19 protein-coding genes are annotated in these 16,292 nt (G+C 63.5%); 13 read left to right on the top strand and 6 right to left on the bottom strand.

The genetic code is table 11. The annotated features are described in order from the left end of the window. The coding region (locus tag AUR66_RS00745; RefSeq protein ID WP_058570624.1) for a hypothetical protein at nt 1–1,109 on the top strand (1,109 nt) is incomplete at its 5' end. A gap of 311 nt (nt 1,110–1,420) precedes the next feature. Here the strand turns inward: AUR66_RS00745 and psmB are convergent. Together psmB and AUR66_RS21600 are read right to left on the bottom strand one after the other, a co-directional pair. Further along, nucleotides 1,421–2,152, bottom strand: a complete 732-nt coding sequence (psmB, locus tag AUR66_RS00740; RefSeq protein WP_058570623.1) for an archaeal proteasome endopeptidase complex subunit beta — start codon at nt 2,150–2,152, stop codon at nt 1,421–1,423. A gap of 139 nt (nt 2,153–2,291) precedes the next feature. After that, entirely contained in the window at nt 2,292–2,465 is a 174-nt protein-coding gene (locus AUR66_RS21600; RefSeq protein ID WP_197409640.1) for a hypothetical protein, read from the bottom strand. A 335-nt stretch (nt 2,466–2,800) separates the two neighbouring features. On the opposite strand from AUR66_RS21600, the gene AUR66_RS00735 reads away from it, so the two are divergent. Together AUR66_RS00735 and AUR66_RS00730 are read left to right on the top strand one after the other, a co-directional pair. Beyond that, on the top strand, nt 2,801–3,157 hold the full coding sequence (locus tag AUR66_RS00735; protein ID WP_058570622.1) for a DUF555 domain-containing protein: 357 nt from the start codon (nt 2,801–2,803) through the stop codon (nt 3,155–3,157). 42 nt (nt 3,158–3,199) lie between these two features. Then, nucleotides 3,200–3,739, top strand: a complete 540-nt coding sequence (locus tag AUR66_RS00730; RefSeq protein ID WP_058570621.1) for a CBS domain-containing protein — start codon at nt 3,200–3,202, stop codon at nt 3,737–3,739. Between the two features lie 56 nt (nt 3,740–3,795). Here AUR66_RS00730 and AUR66_RS00725 read toward each other — a convergent pair whose 3' ends face one another. Beyond that, nucleotides 3,796–5,094: a cytochrome P450 gene (locus tag AUR66_RS00725; protein ID WP_082682083.1), complete on the bottom strand. Its 1,299-nt coding sequence runs from the start codon at nt 5,092–5,094 to the stop codon at nt 3,796–3,798. Nucleotides 5,095–5,136: 42 nt separating this feature from the next. After that, on the bottom strand, nt 5,137–6,111 hold the full coding sequence (gene purM, locus AUR66_RS00720) for a phosphoribosylformylglycinamidine cyclo-ligase (protein ID WP_058570619.1): 975 nt from the start codon (nt 6,109–6,111) through the stop codon (nt 5,137–5,139). Nucleotides 6,112–6,523: 412 nt separating this feature from the next. Here purM and AUR66_RS00715 point away from each other — a divergent pair, with 412 nt between their 5' ends. Next, nucleotides 6,524–6,760 carry a hypothetical protein gene (locus AUR66_RS00715; RefSeq protein WP_197409641.1) on the top strand — a complete coding sequence of 79 codons (237 nt, stop codon included), beginning with the start codon at nt 6,524–6,526 and terminating at the stop codon, nt 6,758–6,760. A gap of 244 nt (nt 6,761–7,004) precedes the next feature. Here AUR66_RS00715 and AUR66_RS00710 read toward each other — a convergent pair whose 3' ends face one another. Together AUR66_RS00710 and AUR66_RS00705 are read right to left on the bottom strand one after the other, a co-directional pair. Continuing rightward, nucleotides 7,005–7,628: a Zn-dependent protease gene (locus AUR66_RS00710; protein WP_058570617.1), complete on the bottom strand. Its 624-nt coding sequence runs from the start codon at nt 7,626–7,628 to the stop codon at nt 7,005–7,007. Further along, a complete protein-coding gene (locus tag AUR66_RS00705; RefSeq protein WP_058570616.1) occupies nt 7,625–9,301 on the bottom strand; it encodes a TraB/GumN family protein in 1,677 nt (558 codons plus the stop codon). Before AUR66_RS00705 ends, AUR66_RS00710 begins: the two co-directional genes overlap by 4 nt. Before the next feature lie 53 nt (nt 9,302–9,354). Here AUR66_RS00705 and AUR66_RS00700 point away from each other — a divergent pair, with 53 nt between their 5' ends. The 9 genes from AUR66_RS00700 (at nt 9,355) to AUR66_RS00660 (ending at nt 15,950) form a co-directional block, all read left to right on the top strand. Next, nucleotides 9,355–10,677 (top strand): glycerate kinase type-2 family protein, encoded by a 1,323-nt coding sequence (locus AUR66_RS00700; RefSeq protein WP_058570615.1) that lies wholly within the window; start codon nt 9,355–9,357, stop codon nt 10,675–10,677. A gap of 69 nt (nt 10,678–10,746) precedes the next feature. Further along, nucleotides 10,747–11,364: an ArsR/SmtB family transcription factor gene (locus tag AUR66_RS00695; RefSeq protein WP_058570614.1), complete on the top strand. Its 618-nt coding sequence runs from the start codon at nt 10,747–10,749 to the stop codon at nt 11,362–11,364. Nucleotides 11,365–11,472: 108 nt separating this feature from the next. After that, the gene (locus AUR66_RS00690; protein ID WP_058570613.1) at nt 11,473–11,916 is read left to right on the top strand and encodes a bifunctional nuclease family protein; all 444 of its coding nucleotides are present in this window, start codon (nt 11,473–11,475) and stop codon (nt 11,914–11,916) included. A gap of 55 nt (nt 11,917–11,971) precedes the next feature. Beyond that, the gene (locus AUR66_RS00685) at nt 11,972–12,457 is read left to right on the top strand and encodes an acyl-CoA thioesterase (protein ID WP_058570612.1); all 486 of its coding nucleotides are present in this window, start codon (nt 11,972–11,974) and stop codon (nt 12,455–12,457) included. 55 nt (nt 12,458–12,512) lie between these two features. Next, entirely contained in the window at nt 12,513–12,968 is a 456-nt protein-coding gene (locus tag AUR66_RS00680; protein ID WP_058570611.1) for a hypothetical protein, read from the top strand. A 227-nt stretch (nt 12,969–13,195) separates the two neighbouring features. Continuing rightward, the gene (locus tag AUR66_RS00675) at nt 13,196–14,605 is read left to right on the top strand and encodes a DUF4397 domain-containing protein (RefSeq protein ID WP_058570610.1); all 1,410 of its coding nucleotides are present in this window, start codon (nt 13,196–13,198) and stop codon (nt 14,603–14,605) included. A gap of 93 nt (nt 14,606–14,698) precedes the next feature. Further along, a complete protein-coding gene (locus AUR66_RS00670; RefSeq protein WP_058570609.1) occupies nt 14,699–14,977 on the top strand; it encodes an ArsR/SmtB family transcription factor in 279 nt (92 codons plus the stop codon). A gap of 46 nt (nt 14,978–15,023) precedes the next feature. Continuing rightward, on the top strand, nt 15,024–15,329 hold the full coding sequence (locus AUR66_RS00665) for a hypothetical protein (RefSeq protein WP_058570608.1): 306 nt from the start codon (nt 15,024–15,026) through the stop codon (nt 15,327–15,329). A 30-nt stretch (nt 15,330–15,359) separates the two neighbouring features. After that, nucleotides 15,360–15,950 carry a hypothetical protein gene (locus AUR66_RS00660; RefSeq protein ID WP_058570607.1) on the top strand — a complete coding sequence of 197 codons (591 nt, stop codon included), beginning with the start codon at nt 15,360–15,362 and terminating at the stop codon, nt 15,948–15,950. Nucleotides 15,951–16,292: the final 342 nt, after the last annotated feature.

The raw sequence follows: 16,292 nt of genomic DNA, 5'->3' as shown, positions 1-16,292 counted from the left end.
CGCCGGCCGGCGAATCTGCCCGTGAGTACCTCACGGACTCTATCAGGGACGGTGGGGTCCGCCTCGCGACGAACATGAGTAACTCGGTGCGGTATCACGCGATGGCCAACGGGCCGACTGCGCCGCCGTCGTTCGAACTCGAGGCACCACACGTCTCGCTCGAAGCAGACACGGTGATGCCCGAGGCACTCATCACGTCCATCCAACCGCACTATCAGGTGCCGCACGCCGCAGACCTCCCCCACTTCTTCAACTACGCCCTCCGGGTCGCTGGACCACTCCTCGCACTCGGCGTCAACTCGCCGTTCTTCCCCGCCGACCTCTACGACGACGACGCGACGGCAGAGGAGATACTGGACGACGGGTGGGACGAACACCGTATCGCCGTCTTCGAGTCAGTCCTCAACTCTGGGGACCACGAGAAAGTCACGTTCCCGACGGACCTCGACACCGTCGAAGACGCCGTCGACCGGGTCGTCGCCGACTCGACGATGGTTCCGATGTCCGTCGCACGAGGGGACCGATTCGACGACGAATTCGCCACGCTTCGCCGGAAACACGGCACCTACTGGCGGTGGGTTCGCCCAGTGTTCGACGGCGCGTCCCGGTCGTCGGCGAACGCGCGCATCGAGTTCCGGCCAATCGCCGGGCAACCGACTGTCCGCGACTCCGTGGCGTTCCAAGCCGCGTTCGCAGGTCTGATGGAGCGTCTCCCGCGGCAGGACCACCCGGTCATCGACCTCGAGTGGGACGTCGCGAACGAGAACTTCTACACTGCGATGCGCGAGGGACCACACGGCGACTTGCAGTGGATAGACGCCGATGGTGACGTGGTGTCGGGTGCCGAGATGTACGAAGACCTGCTCATCCACGCCCGCGACGGCCTCCGACTCGCCGGGTGTTCGGAAGAAGAAGCCAACTACTACCTCGAACCCCTGCGGAAGCGCGTCGAGACGGGCGTCACACCGGCCGACTGGAAGCGCGAACGCGTCCGTGAACACCTCGACAGCGGTGCCGACTTCGAGGCCGCACTTCACCAGATGCAACGCGAGTACGTCGAACAGCAGTCGGACACGCTCCTCGAAGGGGCGTTCGCGGACTGGTTCTAAGCGGGCGAAGGCAGTCTCCGTCCCAGTCAGCAGTTTCGGTCCGTGGGCGGTGCGAAGTACGTGTAATCGCCCAGTTTGTGCGTAATCTCTTCGAGAGATGGTTCTTCGCACCTGCTGCACCGTGACGGTTCTTCGGGGTCTGCGGTGACGGTGCCACACTGGCCACACGCGAAGAATCGCAATCCAAGCACGGGTGCTGGTAGGGGTGACGGGAGATAAGCGACGCCCCCGTCCTCTCGGTCGTGCTGACTCACCCGACGAGTCCTGCGGGTGGGCGAGTCGTTGAAAGCGAAGAGAAACCGAGAGGGGCCTTATTCGAGGCCTTCGAAGTTCTGGTGGCGCTGGATGTCGACGCCGTCTTCGGTGACGACGGCGATGTTGATGCCGTTACCCGACGCGAGGTCACGCTCGACTGCCGCGCGGATGGCGTTCGTGGCGACCTGCTTCGCTTCGTCGACGCTCAGGTCTTCTTCGTACTCGCGTTCGAGGACACCGAGGGCGTACTGACTGCCAGAGCCAGTGACGGTGTACTCTTCTTCGAGGACCGACCCTGCGGGGTCGATGCTGTAGATGTGGCCGCCTTCTTCGTCCACGCCGCCGAGGATGGGCTGGACGATGTAGAAGCCACCAGAGCGCAGGAAGTTGCCGACGAGCGTCGACAGCGCCTGCATGCTCATGTCTTCGCCGCGGCGGGCCTCGTAGAGGCGGACTTCCGCGCGGAGCGAACTGATGAGCGACTGGGCAGCAGAGACCGACCCAGCGATGGTCAGTGCGCCCGTCGGGTGAATCTCTTCGACCTTCTGGACGTCCTTCGAAGAGACCATGTAGCCCATGCTCGCGCGCATGTCGGTCGCCAGGACGACGCCCTCTTCGGTTTTGATGCCGACGGTCGTGGTACCGGTCTTCGTCTCTTTGTCACCGAGTGATTCGGCGCGTCGCTCGGCGTGTGGGAACTCGCCGAGTTCGGGGCCGAACACGTTCGAGTGGTCGCCGTTGAGCGAATCGAGACGGCCGGAGAACTCGTCGTGAGTCGGGGTACGCATTGTCTGCGATTGCACTTCGGCGCTGATAAATGCAACCCTTCACCTCGCCGTTGCCGGTGTCGCGCTGTCTGACGCCTGTCGGCGGCGGCGTCGCTCTTCGGCGACGGTGGGTCTGTCAAAAAGTGGCGCGTGGGCCGGGTTAGCGGGCCGCAGCGCGTTCGTATGCGTTTCCGGTCGTCTCGACGAGACGACGGACTGGGAGGGTCACGCCCATCCGGCGGGCAGCGAGGGCAATCGGCAAGAGCGCGATGCCTGTCGCGACCGACAGTTGATAGGCGGCGAATAGGACGTACTTCGTCAGGCGGGGTGTCATTTCCGTGTCCTCAGTCGTGGCTCCAGATGCCCTCGAATATAAGCTTTCCCACCTCGGGGAATTCCACCCCCGACGCTGTCTGGCGATTCAACTACACTTGTACATACTCCAATACGAGCGACTATTCCGCGTGGGTAGTCTGTGGCCAGTCCGGGGGATTCTCGTAACTTATGAGGATAATATCGATGGCATGCGCAGGCCGTGCGCGTTCTGGTCCGAATTCGCGACTGTCGCGGACGACGGTACTTCGTCGCGCATCGTGTGCGGGTGGAACTGTCTACCATCCGTCCGCGCGAACCACAAGACACGAAACCCCACCGGCGCGTAACAGGAGTATGAGCAACTATCTCGTCGCGATGGAGGCGGCCTGGTTGGTACGGGACGTCGAGGACATCGACGACGCCATCGGCGTCGCCGTCAGCGAGGCTGGCAAGCGACTCAACGAAAAGAACAAAGAGTACGTCGAAGTCGAAGTCGGTGCCACGCCGTGTCCGGCCTGTGGCGAACCGTTCGACTCCGCGTTCATCGCGGCCAACACCGCACTCGTCGGACTGCTCCTCGAAATCAAGATTTTCAACGCAGACGGCGAGAAACACGCCTCCCGCATCGCGAAGAGCGAAGTCGGCGGCGCACTCCGCGACGTCCCCCTCGACGTCATCGACGTGATGGAGTTCGACGAAGAAGAGGCCTGAGCGACCAGAACCTTTTTTCATAACCGTGGGTTATTCCTCGGCATGGAACTCCCCACGCCGCAGGACCTTCGGGAACGCCGCAAGGCACTGGAGTTGACCCAGAGCAAACTCGCCGACATGGCGGGTGTCTCACAACCACTCATCGCCCGCATCGAGGGCGGAGACGTCGACCCACGGCTTTCGACGCTGAGACGCATCGTCGAGGCACTCGACGAGGCAGAGGGCCGTATCGTCCGCGCAGAAGACATCATGAACACGCAGGTTCGAAGCGTCGCACCGGACAACTCCGTCCTCGAAGCACGCGACATGATGCTCGACGCAGGGTTCTCGCAGTTGCCCGTCATCGAGAATGGTCGGCCACTGGGCATCATCTCGAACGCCGACATCCGCCACGTCCAAGAGGACAACGTCGCAGAACGCCCGGTGAACGAAGTCATGTCCGAGAGTATCACGACGGTCGAACCCGAGACCACGCTGGACGAAGTCGGCGTCTACCTCGACCACAACTCGGCGATTCTCGTCGTCGAAGGCGGCGAGACGGTCGGTATCATCACGGAAGCAGACATCGCCGCGCACATCTGACACGGGTCGAATCCGACAGCGGACGACGACGCTGTCGAGGGCAGGCGACGACGACGTTACCGGCGGCGAACGACGAGGGGAGTCGAACCCTTCGGTTGGGTCGTCATCTCGGGAGTGATTTCTAATGGGTCGTCTGTTCCCCAGTCGAGTTCGAAGTCTCTGAGAACTGTTGCGAGGACGATTTTCGCCTCGGTGAGTGCGAACGCACGCCCGAGACAACTCCGCGGGCCTGCGCCGAAGGGGACGTAGGCGTACTGTGGTCTCTCGTCGTCGTCGGCCCAGCGCTCGGGGCGGAATTCGAGTGGTTCGTCGTACCAACGCTCGTCGCGGTGAACACGAATCACCGAGAGATGGATGTCAGTCCCTGCGGGAATCGTCCGCTCCCCGACCGAGAACGGGTTGGTCGTCACCCGCGGAAGTGTGTGTACCGGAGGGTACAGTCGAAGACTCTCTTTGAGGACGCGTTCGAGTACGGGGAGGTTATCGATTGCCTCCTCGGTCACTGGCCCGTCACCGACGACATCGTCCACTTCGGCGACCGCGTCCTCGTACGCCTCGGGATGCGTGGCCAAGAGATAGAGTGTGAACGTGAGCGCCAGTGCGGTCGTCTCGTGTCCGGCGAAAATCATCCCGACGAGTTGGTCTTCCATCTCTTCGACGGTCGCCGGGTACTCACTACCGAGTGCCTCCGACAATCGCGAAGCGAGACTGCCATCGCGTGCCGATTCGACGAGGGTTCTGACCTCTGCACGGAGAACCTGGTCGGCCCGTTCGAACCTGCGACGACCCGGCGTGGGGACCCAATCGGGGAGTGCCCACGCGATTGGCTCGAACAATCCGTTGATACCGTCGGCCGCCTCTCTCACTTCGGTGTCGCCATCGAGGTCGAGTTCCCGTCCGAGAATGGTTGCGAAGATGATGTCCAGAGTGAGATTTTTCATCTCGGAGACGAGCGACACGGTTCCCGAGGACGGCCACGAACCGAGTCGTCGCTCGACCTGTTCTCGCATCGTCGGGGCGTAGTCGGACATGCGGTCCCAGCGGAAGAACGGGTCGATTTCCGTTCGCTGCAATCGCCACGTGTCACCCTCTACAGCACCGACACTCTGGCCGACTGCATCTGTGAACTCGGCTCCCTTCGAGATGGCGTCACGCTCGGAAACCAACACTCGCTCGAAGTACTCCGGGTGGGCGAGGACGTACAGTTCACCCATCCCCCACACGTCGAGGCCGACGACGTCGTCGACGCCGTGTTCTGCCAGCAGGTCGGCGACAGTGTCGAACGGTTTTGTCGCGTACCCGAGGGTGTGCCCGATGAATGGCACCCCGTCGGGTGTCGGTGGTCGTCGTGTCACACTTCGATAAGGAAAAACCGGTCTTAAGAATGGTTCGTCTCGTTACAGGTCGAGGCCACGAATCGAGACACCAGACCCGTCTTCGACGCGGCCGATGATGCGACCGTCAGTCGCCTCGACGAGTGCCTCGGCGTTTGCGTCGGGGACGGCGGCGACGAATCCGGTTCCCATGTTGAACGTCTTGTGCATCTCCTCGTCGGAGATTCCGCCTCTCTTCTGGACGAACTCGAAGACTGCCTGCGGGTCGAACGCGTCGTCGACGACGTAGTGGAACTCGCCCATCCGTTCGAGGTTCGTCCACCCACCGCCGGTGACGTGGGCCGCAGCGTGGGTCTCTGCGGCGCGCAAGTCGTCCAAGAGGTACGTGTAGAGACGCGTCGGTTCGAGGAGTGCCTCGCCGACCGTCTCGTACTCGTCGCCGTCCCACTCGTCGTCGTAGTCGCCGTCGGTCGTAGCGGCCTTGCGTGCGAGCGTCAGGCCGTTCGAGTGGATACCCGACGACGGGAATCCGACGAGCACGTCGCCCGGTTCGGCCTCACCCGGGAAGATGGCGTCTTTCTTCCCGAGTCCGGCACAGGTTCCTGCGAGGTCGAGTCCGTTGATGACTTCGGGCATGACCGCTGTCTCGCCACCGACGAGTTCGATGTCCGCTTCCTCGGCACCCGCAGCGAGTCCCTGTCCGACCTGTTCTGCGAAGGTTTCGTCGGGAGTGTCGACTGCGAGGTAGTCGACGAACGCGACGGGCCGAACGCCCGCAGCGACCAGGTCGTTGGCGTTCATCGCGATGCAGTCGATGCCGACTGTCGAGTAGTCTCCGAGTGCCTCGGCGACGAGGAGTTTCGTGCCGACGCCGTCGGTGGCGAGGGCGAGGTATCGGTCGCCGATGTCGAGCAGTCCGGCGTAGTCGCCCGACCCGCCGCCGACCTGTGCGACGAGTGCTGCCGTGGCGGCCTCACTCGCCTCGATATCGACGCCAGCCTCGGCGTACGTCATCCCCTCGGAGTCGTCTTTCGTCATGTTCGTGTACGAGATAGGCCGAAATATAAAATCACAGGGTCTCGTTTGTACACGTACTTGGATATGTCTGCCGTCGACCCGGTTGTGAACGTCGGAGTGTCTCGTCGCCCCGGAGCGCGTCCAACGACTGTCGTCCGAGCCGAGCCACCTGTAACTGGTTCCTGTTACGTTTGCGGAGTCGGTTGGGCGGTCGGTGGCCGATTCCACCCTCCGATTTGGCAAAATTTGCCCAAACACGTGAAAAAGGTTGAGAAGCGATTATGAATCGTCTCGCTCGTTCTGAGGCGTTTGTAAAACGTTTCAAAAGCGTCCTAACCGGTTTCATCGAGGAATAAAGAGTGAGAAAAGCGAGCGAATTCACCGTAACGCTCGGCCCCTTATATGACGGTCCCTGTCGTATGAAGGAATGACGATGTCCGGAATCCCCTCCACCACCGACTCGATTGCCCTCGACTTCGCCTCCACGGTCGGCCGCCTCGCGTACCAACCGATAGAAGCCGTCGCGTTCTGGTCAGCCGTCGCCCTTCCAATTGCATACTTGCCCCTCCTCGCGAACGGTCTCACCTCCGCTGACGTGCCTCTGTTCGTGGGTCTCTTGGCGCTCCACGCAACCGCCCTGGTCCTCGGACGCGGTCACGCACAGGACTAACCCGAGACGTCCGTCACGGCACTGCGTTCGACTCCACTCTGGACTCGTCTCGGCTCCCCAGGCGCCCGCTATTGCCCCAGCAGGCGTCGATTGGTCCCGCTTCCTTTCATGCTGCAACTACGACTGCGACTCCACTCTCCACGATTTTGACTGCCGAACCTCGCTCTCTCGATGCGTTCGACGGTGGTCGACCGAGTGAGAAACGCGGCCTGTGAGTCTCCCCGACCGACAGGGTGACGCGAGTTCAGAACCCGACGAACAGGAGGAGACCCACCGTCAAGAGAATCGACAGGGCGAGGACACCCGCGAAGACGGGGGTACTCCACGCTTTGACTGTCCGACCGTCGAGCGACGCGAAGGGGAGCATGTTGAACGCCGCGAGGAACGCGTTGATGACGAGTCCGCGTGCACCGATGAGTTCGAGGATGCCGGACCCGAGGACGAGACCCGCGACGAAGAGGGGCGCGAACGCGACGAGGAGTAAGAGATTCGTCGCTGGCCCGGCGAGTGCGATGAGGCCGTGTTCGCGTTCGGTGAGCATCCCCCGGTGGTAGACGGCACCCGGTGCGGCGAAGATGAACCCGACGAGAGCGCTCATGATGGCGATACCGAGCATACTGTAGTCGGCGCGGAACTCGGCGATTTGCCCGTACCGAACGGCGACGACTTTGTGGGCGACTTCGTGAAGGAGGAAGCCCACACCGGCGGTCAACAGACTCACGACGAGTGCGAGGCCGAACGACCCGCCGAGCAGCATCGAGATTGCTCGCTGGCCGCCACCGGCGAAGAAGATGGCGAACGCGAGACCCAGTGCAATCCACGCGACGACGAGGTCACGCAGTTCGCGCGACGAGAAGGTGATGTTCATGCGAGGGTCCTCCAGATGAGGTCGGCGCTGTTCGCCGCGCCTTCGAGCATGAGGTTCGTGACGCCCGTGATGCCACCGAGGTCCGCCGCGATGACTGGGAGGACGTACGTCACGAACAGGAAACTCGCGATGATGCTCCCGATGTTCGTCATCGCCACGACCATGATGAGTTTGAACAGCGGAACGTCGAACATCTGGCCGACGAGGTCGGCGATAGGTGTCTCTTCGTCGGAGAGAATCTCGTTCAACGTCCCGATGTCGCCGACGTTGACGGGTGTGTGTCGAAGTTCGACGTAGCCTGTGAACCATCCCGGAGCGAGAAGCGGGTTGATAGAGGTCATCCACGCGACGGCACCGCCGACGAGCGCGGAGGTCCAGCGCGCACCGGCGAGTTTAGCGAGACCAGCGGCGAAGATGCCGTTGATGAGGAACCACGCACCGAATATCGTCAGGAGGCGCTGGTTCCCGACGCCCGCCATCGCGAGGAGGACGAAGAACGTGACGAACACCGCAGTGATGCCGAATCCGACGATCTTCCCCCACGGGAACCCGTCTTTCTCGGCGACGCCGACGAGTGACTCCATCGGCGGAAGCGTCTGGGGGTTTTCGAGATAGCCTTCGATACCGGCTTTGTGACCTGCGCCGACCACGGCGACGACGCTGCGTCCCGACTGACGGAGCGCGACGAGTTGGTGGGCGATGTAGGCGTCGCGTTCGTCGATGAGGGCCTCAGCGCCACCCGGACTGAACCGGCGGAACTCTTCCATCATCGCCGAGACCACGTCGCCGTCGGTCAGGTCGGCCATGTCGAACTCTTCGACGTCGGTTCCCTCGGCCGGTGTGAACAGGCCGACTGCGTTCAACACGGTCCCGACGGCGACACCGACGGCCACGCCGGCGAGGATACCGACGACGAGGCTACCGACGATGGTCGTCCCGAGGCCACCGAGAAGCGACGTGACGAGTCCGGTCCCGTACCCGAGTCCGAACCCGCCGACGAGGCCGACTGCCGCGCCCCCGCCGAGTCCGGCGAGGAGTGCGTCGTCGCCGCTGAGCGAGAACGACGCGATAGTGTAGAGGAGATACGCCGCCGCCGCGCCGACGACTGCGCCAGTCGCTGCACGCGTCAAGAAGAGGTCAGAGATTCCGACCACGTCGCCGTAGAGGCCGACGAGTGGGCCGAGGAAGACACCGACGGCGATGCCGGCGATAGCACCGACACCCCGTGCGTCGGCGACGCCGAACGCGAGGTCACCGGCCATGCGCATCTTTTCGAGCGTCCCCATCCGCCGCCAGAAGCGCTGGATGGTCGTCTGGATGTCACGGTCGACGAGTGCGACGTCGAGACTCTCTTCTTCGGCCGTCTCGACCGCCGCGAGCATGTCCGCACCGGGTTTCACGTCGAACTTGTCTCCCATTCGTGACTGGACGTACGAGAGCATCCAGTAGGCGATAAACTGGAAGACGGTGTTCCCGCGGAGCAGGTCGCGCGCTTCGATATCGTCTGGCGTTCCGCCCTTCAACTGTCGGTACCGACCCTCGTCGAGTTCGACCGCGACAACGTCTGGGCGTTCCGATTTGACGGTCTCTTCGACCTCTCGGACGCTGTCGGCCGAGACGTGGGCCGTCCCGACGACGTGGACGTGGCCCTCGCCGGGCGACGAATCGTTCATCGCCGGGTTTACCGGCCCACGGTTTTTATCCGTGTCGGCATCACCCACGAACCATGCAGGATTTCGATGCGCGAACCCCGACCCGCGCCCACGAGACGGCCGTCGACTGTCTCCACGCGGGCGTCGAGGCGGTTCTCCCCGAACGCGTCGTCAGCGAGTCGGTCTCACTCGACGGTGACGTGCTCTCTATCGCGGACTCGACCTACGACCTCTCCGCGTACGACCGAATCCTCGTGGTCGGTGGCGGAAAAGCGGGCGATGGCGTCGCGGACGCACTCGAAGGTGTCCTCGGCGACCGAATCGACGCGGGCGTGGTCGTGACGCCGAATCCGGGTGATGGAGACCGAATCGACCGCCTGCCCGGAGACCACCCGGTTCCTTCGGAACGCGGTGTCGAGAGTACCCGCCGTCTCGTGGACCTCGTCTCCGACCTCGGCGAACGAACGCTCGTCCTCGTCGCCGTCACCGGCGGCGCGAGTGCGGTTCTCCCGGCCCCCGCGAACGGAATCTCGCTCTCTGACCTCCGCGAAACGACGGACCAGTTGCTCGCGAGCGGGGCCGAGATTCACGACCTTAACGCCGTCAGAAAGCACCTCTCGACGCTCAAGGGCGGTGGCCTTGCACGCCTCGCGTCCCCGGCGACTGTCGTTGGACTCGTCCTCTCGGACGTCGTCGGAAACGACCTCGGCGTCATCGCGTCGGGGCCGACGGCCCCCGACGAGACGACCTACGACGACGCCCTCGACGTGCTGGACCGGTTCGACCTCGACGTTCCGAAGTCGGTCCGGACGCGCCTCGCTCGCGGGTCTGCGGGAGACGTACCAGAGACGCCCACCACGGGCGACTCGGTGTTCGACCGAGTCGAGAACCACGTCCTCGCCGACACGTTCACTGCGCTCGATGCGGCCCGCGACGTGGCGACGGACCGCGGGTACGACTCAGTCATCCTCTCGTCTCGGGTTCGCGGAGAAGCACGCGAGGCGGCGAAGACGCACGTCGCTGTCGCCGAAGAGGTACTCGCCACCGGGAACCCACTCGACGCACCTGCCGTGATTCTCTCGGGCGGCGAGTGCACGGTCACTGTCAGGGGAGACGGGTCCGGTGGCCCGAACCTCGAATTCTGCCTCGCCGCCGCGCCAGAACTTCCGGCGGACGCGGTTCTCGCCAGCATCGACAGCGACGGAAAAGACGGCGGAACCGACGTTGCGGGTGCCATCGTCGATTCGTCGTCCGTCTCCGCACGGGACGCACACGCTGCACTGGCGAAGAACGATGCACTCCCGACGCTCCGCGACGCCGACGCACTCGTCGACACGGGACCGACTGGAACCAACGTCAACGACCTGCGGGTACTGGTCGTCGACCCGAGCGAGTGACGAGGGGTCGTCGACTCCACTGACCGTCGGGACAACAAGTTTGTAACCTCCGGTGTAGTATCGCCTCGTATGGCAGGTTTGCTGCCCTCCGCTCCAGACACCTCCTCTGCAGACGAGGCCGCGCCCCGAGTCATCGGACTCGGCGACGACGAGGCCTCCGACCTCCTGTCGGCGCTCTCGTCTGCGACCGCCCGTCACATCCTCGCTGCGCTCCACGAGCAACCGACCAACGCCGCGGACCTCGCAGAGCGCGTCGAGACGTCCCTCCAGAACGTCCAGTACCACCTCCGAAAACTGGACGACGCCGGTCTCGTCGAAGTGGTCGACACCGTCTACTCGGAGAAGGGACGAGAGATGAAAGTGTACGCGCCCGCCGACAGACCACTCGTCGTCGTCGCGGCCACCGAAGAGACACGCTCGGGCGTCGCGAGTATCCTCAGTAGCCTCCTCGGGGCCGTGGCCGTCCTGGGGCTTCTCTCCGCACTCGTCCAGTGGTTCGCGACCCGCGGCCTCCGTGGGATTGCACCCGTCGCCGAGTCCGGCGGCGCAGAGGCGGACGCCGTGACGACAGTGGCCACCGAAGCGGCCCCGACAGTCGTGCAGGGATTCCCGCCGGGACTGGCGTTCTTCGCGGGTGGCCTCGTCATCCTCCTCACAATCGCAGTCGTCCAGTTCTATCGTCGCTGACGGCCGTTTTCTCGCCACCGCTCCGACCTTCTGACCTGGTTCGTCTCACCCCGCGTCGCGACTCGTCGGTGGGGTAACTATTCGTACTCCGCGCAACTACAGAGTAGCATGAAACACCGTGCCGTGGTCCGTGGTATCGGGGTCGGTGTCGGTGAGGACGGGTCGAGCGTCCCCGCGGTAATCCTCGAGGCCCGCGACGAGTTCCTCCCGATTGTCATCACGTCGGACCAGGCCCAGGCCATCCAACTCGGTCTCTCAGGCGAACAGTTCGAGCGCCCGTTGACGCACGACTTACTCGTCGAGATGGTGACGGAGTTCGGTGGTGCCATCGACAGTATCCGCATCGACGACATCTCGAACGGGACGTTCTTCGCGAAAGTCGACGCCGAACGCTACCAGCACGGGGAGGCACAGACGTTCGTGTTCGACGCTCGTCCGAGCGACGCCATCTCCCTCGCGATTCGCGTCGACTGCCCGATTCTCATCTCCGACGGCGTCCTCGACGCGGCGGGCCAACCGCCCGAAGCCTTCGACGTCGACTTCGACGAGTGACCGCGGTGCGGCCAGGTCCTACGATTTCAAGCCCCCTCGGTGCGACGCCCCGTTCATGAGCGAACGTACTGCGACCCTCGCAGAGTCCCAGACGGAGATGACGGAACTGCTCCTCCCGAACGACACCAACAACCTCGGGCGCGCCCTCGGTGGTGCCGTCCTCCACTGGATGGACATCTGCGGCGCGATTGCCGCGATGCGCTTTTGCAACCGGCAGTGCGTCACCGCCTCGATGGACCACGTCGACTTCATCGGTCCCATCGACCTCGGCGAAGTCGCAGTCATGGAGGCGTACGTCTTCAACGTCGGGCAGACGAGCATCGACGTGAAAGTCGACGTACACGCGGAGAATCCGAAGACCGACGAGCGACGCAAGACGACCACCTCGTTCCTGACGTTCGTCGCCCTCGACGACGACGGCACCCCGACGCCGGTCCCGCGACTCGTCTGTGAGACCGACGCGGAGAAAGAACTCCGTGCGGAGGCAGTCGCCGCCCGTGCCGACCAGTTGGAGTCTGTCATCGAACGGATGGAAGAGTGAGTCTGCGAGTCGGAATCGGCTAACCCTTATCCGGGAAGACGCCTCACCCTCTGTCATGCTCGACGTTTCCGTCCCCGACCCGCCATCGCTTCCGAAGGTCGACCCGAACCAGTACGAAGACGCCCAAGTCGCTGTCGACGCCGACTTCAAGCGAACCGAACTGGAGGCGTTCCTGAACGAGGGGGCGTGGGAAGACGCGTTCGAAGCGTGGGCAGCAGAGACGCCCGTCACCGAAGACCAGTGGCAGGTCGTCCTCGAACTCGACTTGCTCTCGTACTTCGATTTCTTCTGGGACGACTTCGCCGACCGCGTCGGGTATCACGCACCGGGAATCCCCGAAGACTGGAAGGAGCGACAACTGCACCCAAAACTGACCTCGTGGGGGCAAGTGTCGTCGATAAACGCGGGTCTCACCGAACTCGGACAGGAGGTGTGTGACGTGCTCAAAGACGACTACATCGACTGGGAATCGTCGTACGAAGCACCAGACGACCTCCCGGACTTCGAGTGAGAAGGGACGGGACACCGACCGAGTGGCAGTGCAGGCGCGCACGTGGCAGTGCGAGCGAACGACTATCTGTTCGCCCCGGGCGCGTGAGGTAATTTCAGCCAGAGACGGCCGCAACTAACGCTACGGCAGGGTGACAGCAGGGCGACACTCGGGAGACATCCGGTGACATCAGGGTGAGATTTGGGAAAACCCTCAAATCCACACTGACGATTCCATCTCTCGTCGCTATGACGAATCTAAAGCGCCGTGAGATGCTGCGTGGAATCGGTGGTGTAGCCATCATCGGTGGCCTCGCGGGTTGTACGGGAAGCGGAAATGCTGGTGGTGGAGACGACTCCGAGACGACGACCGAAGCCGAGATGAACGAGACGACGACGTCGTCGCCGACGCCGGAACCGGAGATGGCGATGGTCCGCGTCGCGCACCTCTCGCCCGACGCGCCGAACGTCGACGTGTACGTCGATGGCGAAGTCGCCCTCTCGGACGTTCCATTCGGTGCCGTCAGTGACTACCTCTCGGTCCCTGTCGGAACTCGGATGGTGAAGGTCACGGCCGCCGGTGACGAATCGACCGTCGCCTTCGAAGGTGACGTTCCGGTCGAAGAAGCGACCTACACCGTCGCCGCCGTCGGCGAACTGGGCGAGGGAACCTTCGAACCGCTCATCCTCGAAGACGACGTGTCGCTCCCGGACGCCGACATGGCCCGCGTCCGCGTCGTCCACGCGTCTCCCGACGCTCCCGCCGTCGACATCACCGCCGGTGACCAGACGCTCTTCGACGGCGTCGAGTTCACCCAGTCCGGCAGTGTCGAAGTCCCCGCAGACACCTACACGCTGCAAGTCAGAGGCGACACCGAGACGAACGACGGCGACGCAGTCGCCGAGTTCGACGTCCAACTCGCCGGCGAGACGGTCTACACTGTCTTCGCTGCGGGCTACCTCTCGCCCCCCGAAGACGCGATGGACAAGGCGTTCCGGCCAATCGCCGTCGTCGACGCCGGCATGGGTGGCGGTGGTCTGTTAGACGTTGACCTCCGCGCAGCACACCTCTCGCCCGACGCGCCGAACGTCGACGTACTCGTCGACGAAGAAGTCGCCCTCGCTGACGTCCCGTTCGGTGCCGTCAGTGACTACCTCGGACTGACCTCCGGTATGCACCAGGTGACGATTCGTGCGACAGAGGCACCCGACACCGTGGTCTTCGACGCGGAACTCGACCTGATGGCCGGCGCGTACACTGCCGCCGCCATCGGCGAACTCGAAGACGGTGCAGAGAACGGGTTCGAAGTCGTCCTCCTCGAAGACGACCGGTCCGACCCCGCTGACGATATGGCCCGCATCCGTGTCTTCCACGCCTCGCCCGACGCACCCGCCGTCGACGTGACCGTCAAATCGGCCGACCTCACGCTCGTCGACGGTGCCGCGTTCGGTGACACGGCGACGGTGGAAGTCGACGCCGGCGAGTACACCCTCGAAATCCGCGACGACACCGAGATGAACGACGGCGACGTCGTCGCCGAGTTCGACGTCGCACCCGAGGGTGGTCGGGCGTACACCGCAATCGCCCAGGGCTACCTGACGACGGACGACGAACCCACGGACGCTGCCTTCGACCTCCAACTCGTCGCCGACAACTAATCGGGAGTCGAACTCCCGTTAGCCGGCGACCCCGACGGGTGACCTCTCAGATAGCCGATGTGCTTAGGTCGGTATCTGACGTAGTACGGGGCGATGGAGGGCGTCCTCTGGTACGTGCTGACCGGCACACGAGGCGGTGCAAACCGCATCAGAATCCTCCGCGAACTCTCGGACCGTCCCCGAAACGCGAACCGACTCGCAGAGGAGTTGCATCTCGACTACAAGACGGTCCGCCACCACCTCGACGTCCTCGTCCAGAACGGCGTCGTCGAACACAGCGGAACCGGGTATGGCTCTGTGTACATCCCCTCCGGGCAAACGAGACAACATTGGGATACGATAGAACGGATAATCGCGCAAGTGAACGAATGACGCCCACGAGAACGTGCTGTGCGTCTGCCAGAGCGGAGCGGCGGCGATGAGCATCTGGGTCGATATCGCCCGTCTCTCCGTCGGGGTGAGCGCCGCCTTCCTCGTCGTCCTCCTCTTCATCTGGGGGCGAAACCTGCTCACGTTCCGCTCGAAGCACGCACTGGGATTGGTCGTCTTCGGGTTCTTCCTGCTCGCACAGAACCTCTTTGCCCTCTACTACTACCTCGTCGACCCGACGCTCTCGGTGTGGTTCGCCACCGAGATGCCGGACATCGCGTGGCAGGTGTTGATGGGTATCCACGTCCTCCAAGCGGTGGCACTCGCCGTCCTCTTGTGGGTGACGTGGGACTGATTTATCAGGAACCTGTCCGAATCGGCTGGTATGCGCCGCCGTGCCCTCCTCGCTAGCGCTGCTTCATTCTCTCTCGCATCGACCGCCGGATGTCTCACAGACGTGCGCCGCACCGTGAGCGGCCACATCTACCAGGACCACGGGTACGCAAACCTCCACGCTGCGGCCGAGCAGTACGTCTGTGGTTCGTTCCCCGACGACACCGATGTCCGGGGATGGCTGTTTTCAGACCCTCCGGACGACCAGCGAGACGTGCTGACCGAACAGGCCATGCAAGGTGAGTTCTCGAACGACCTGCTGTGGGCAGAAGGCGACTCGTTCGTCCTCCTGTTCGAGGTTCGGATGCCGCGCGACGAGGCGGCGTTCTACAACGTCGGCGGCCCGGTTCGCTGGACAGGATGGAACACGGCCGAGATATCGATTCGACGGTCTGCGACCCACTTCAACGGCGACGACGACGCCGACGTACTGGTCTGCACCGCACTCACGAAACTCGATGCCGAGAACGGTGGTGTGCCTTCGGAGGCGACGCTCGCTATCCGTGACCAAGACACCGGAGAATCGTACGGGAACCACCGCGTTGGAGGATGGACGAAGCAGTGCAGTTCCTCGTCTGAATGAGTCGATTCGCGGGCGACCATCTCCGAGACGTTCATTCGCGGAGTAAGCGTTATTGCCGAGGCGACACTTTGCTTGCGTACGATGCGACGTGACGAGACGACTTCGACTGGTACCTTCGGGGGTCACCAGTCGAAACGCTCTGTCGTCGCCCAGTCGTCCATTATTGCGGGGCGCTAGCCTCGCATTCACCTCTCACTGTCCTTTCGCCCGAATCGTCTCTGAGCGCCCGCAGTACGTCGTATTCACCGACGTACACCGACACCATATGGAGCGACACACGCACCACACCCGACTGGAGTATCGACGACACACGACCCCCACGCCAACCGCGGAGGAGAACCA

The organism is Haloferax profundi, from assembly GCF_001469865.1.
Lineage (GTDB): Archaea > Halobacteriota > Halobacteria > Halobacteriales > Haloferacaceae > Haloferax > Haloferax profundi.
Note: the sequence above shows the minus strand (reverse complement) of the source record. Positions and strands in the feature narration are given on the sequence as shown.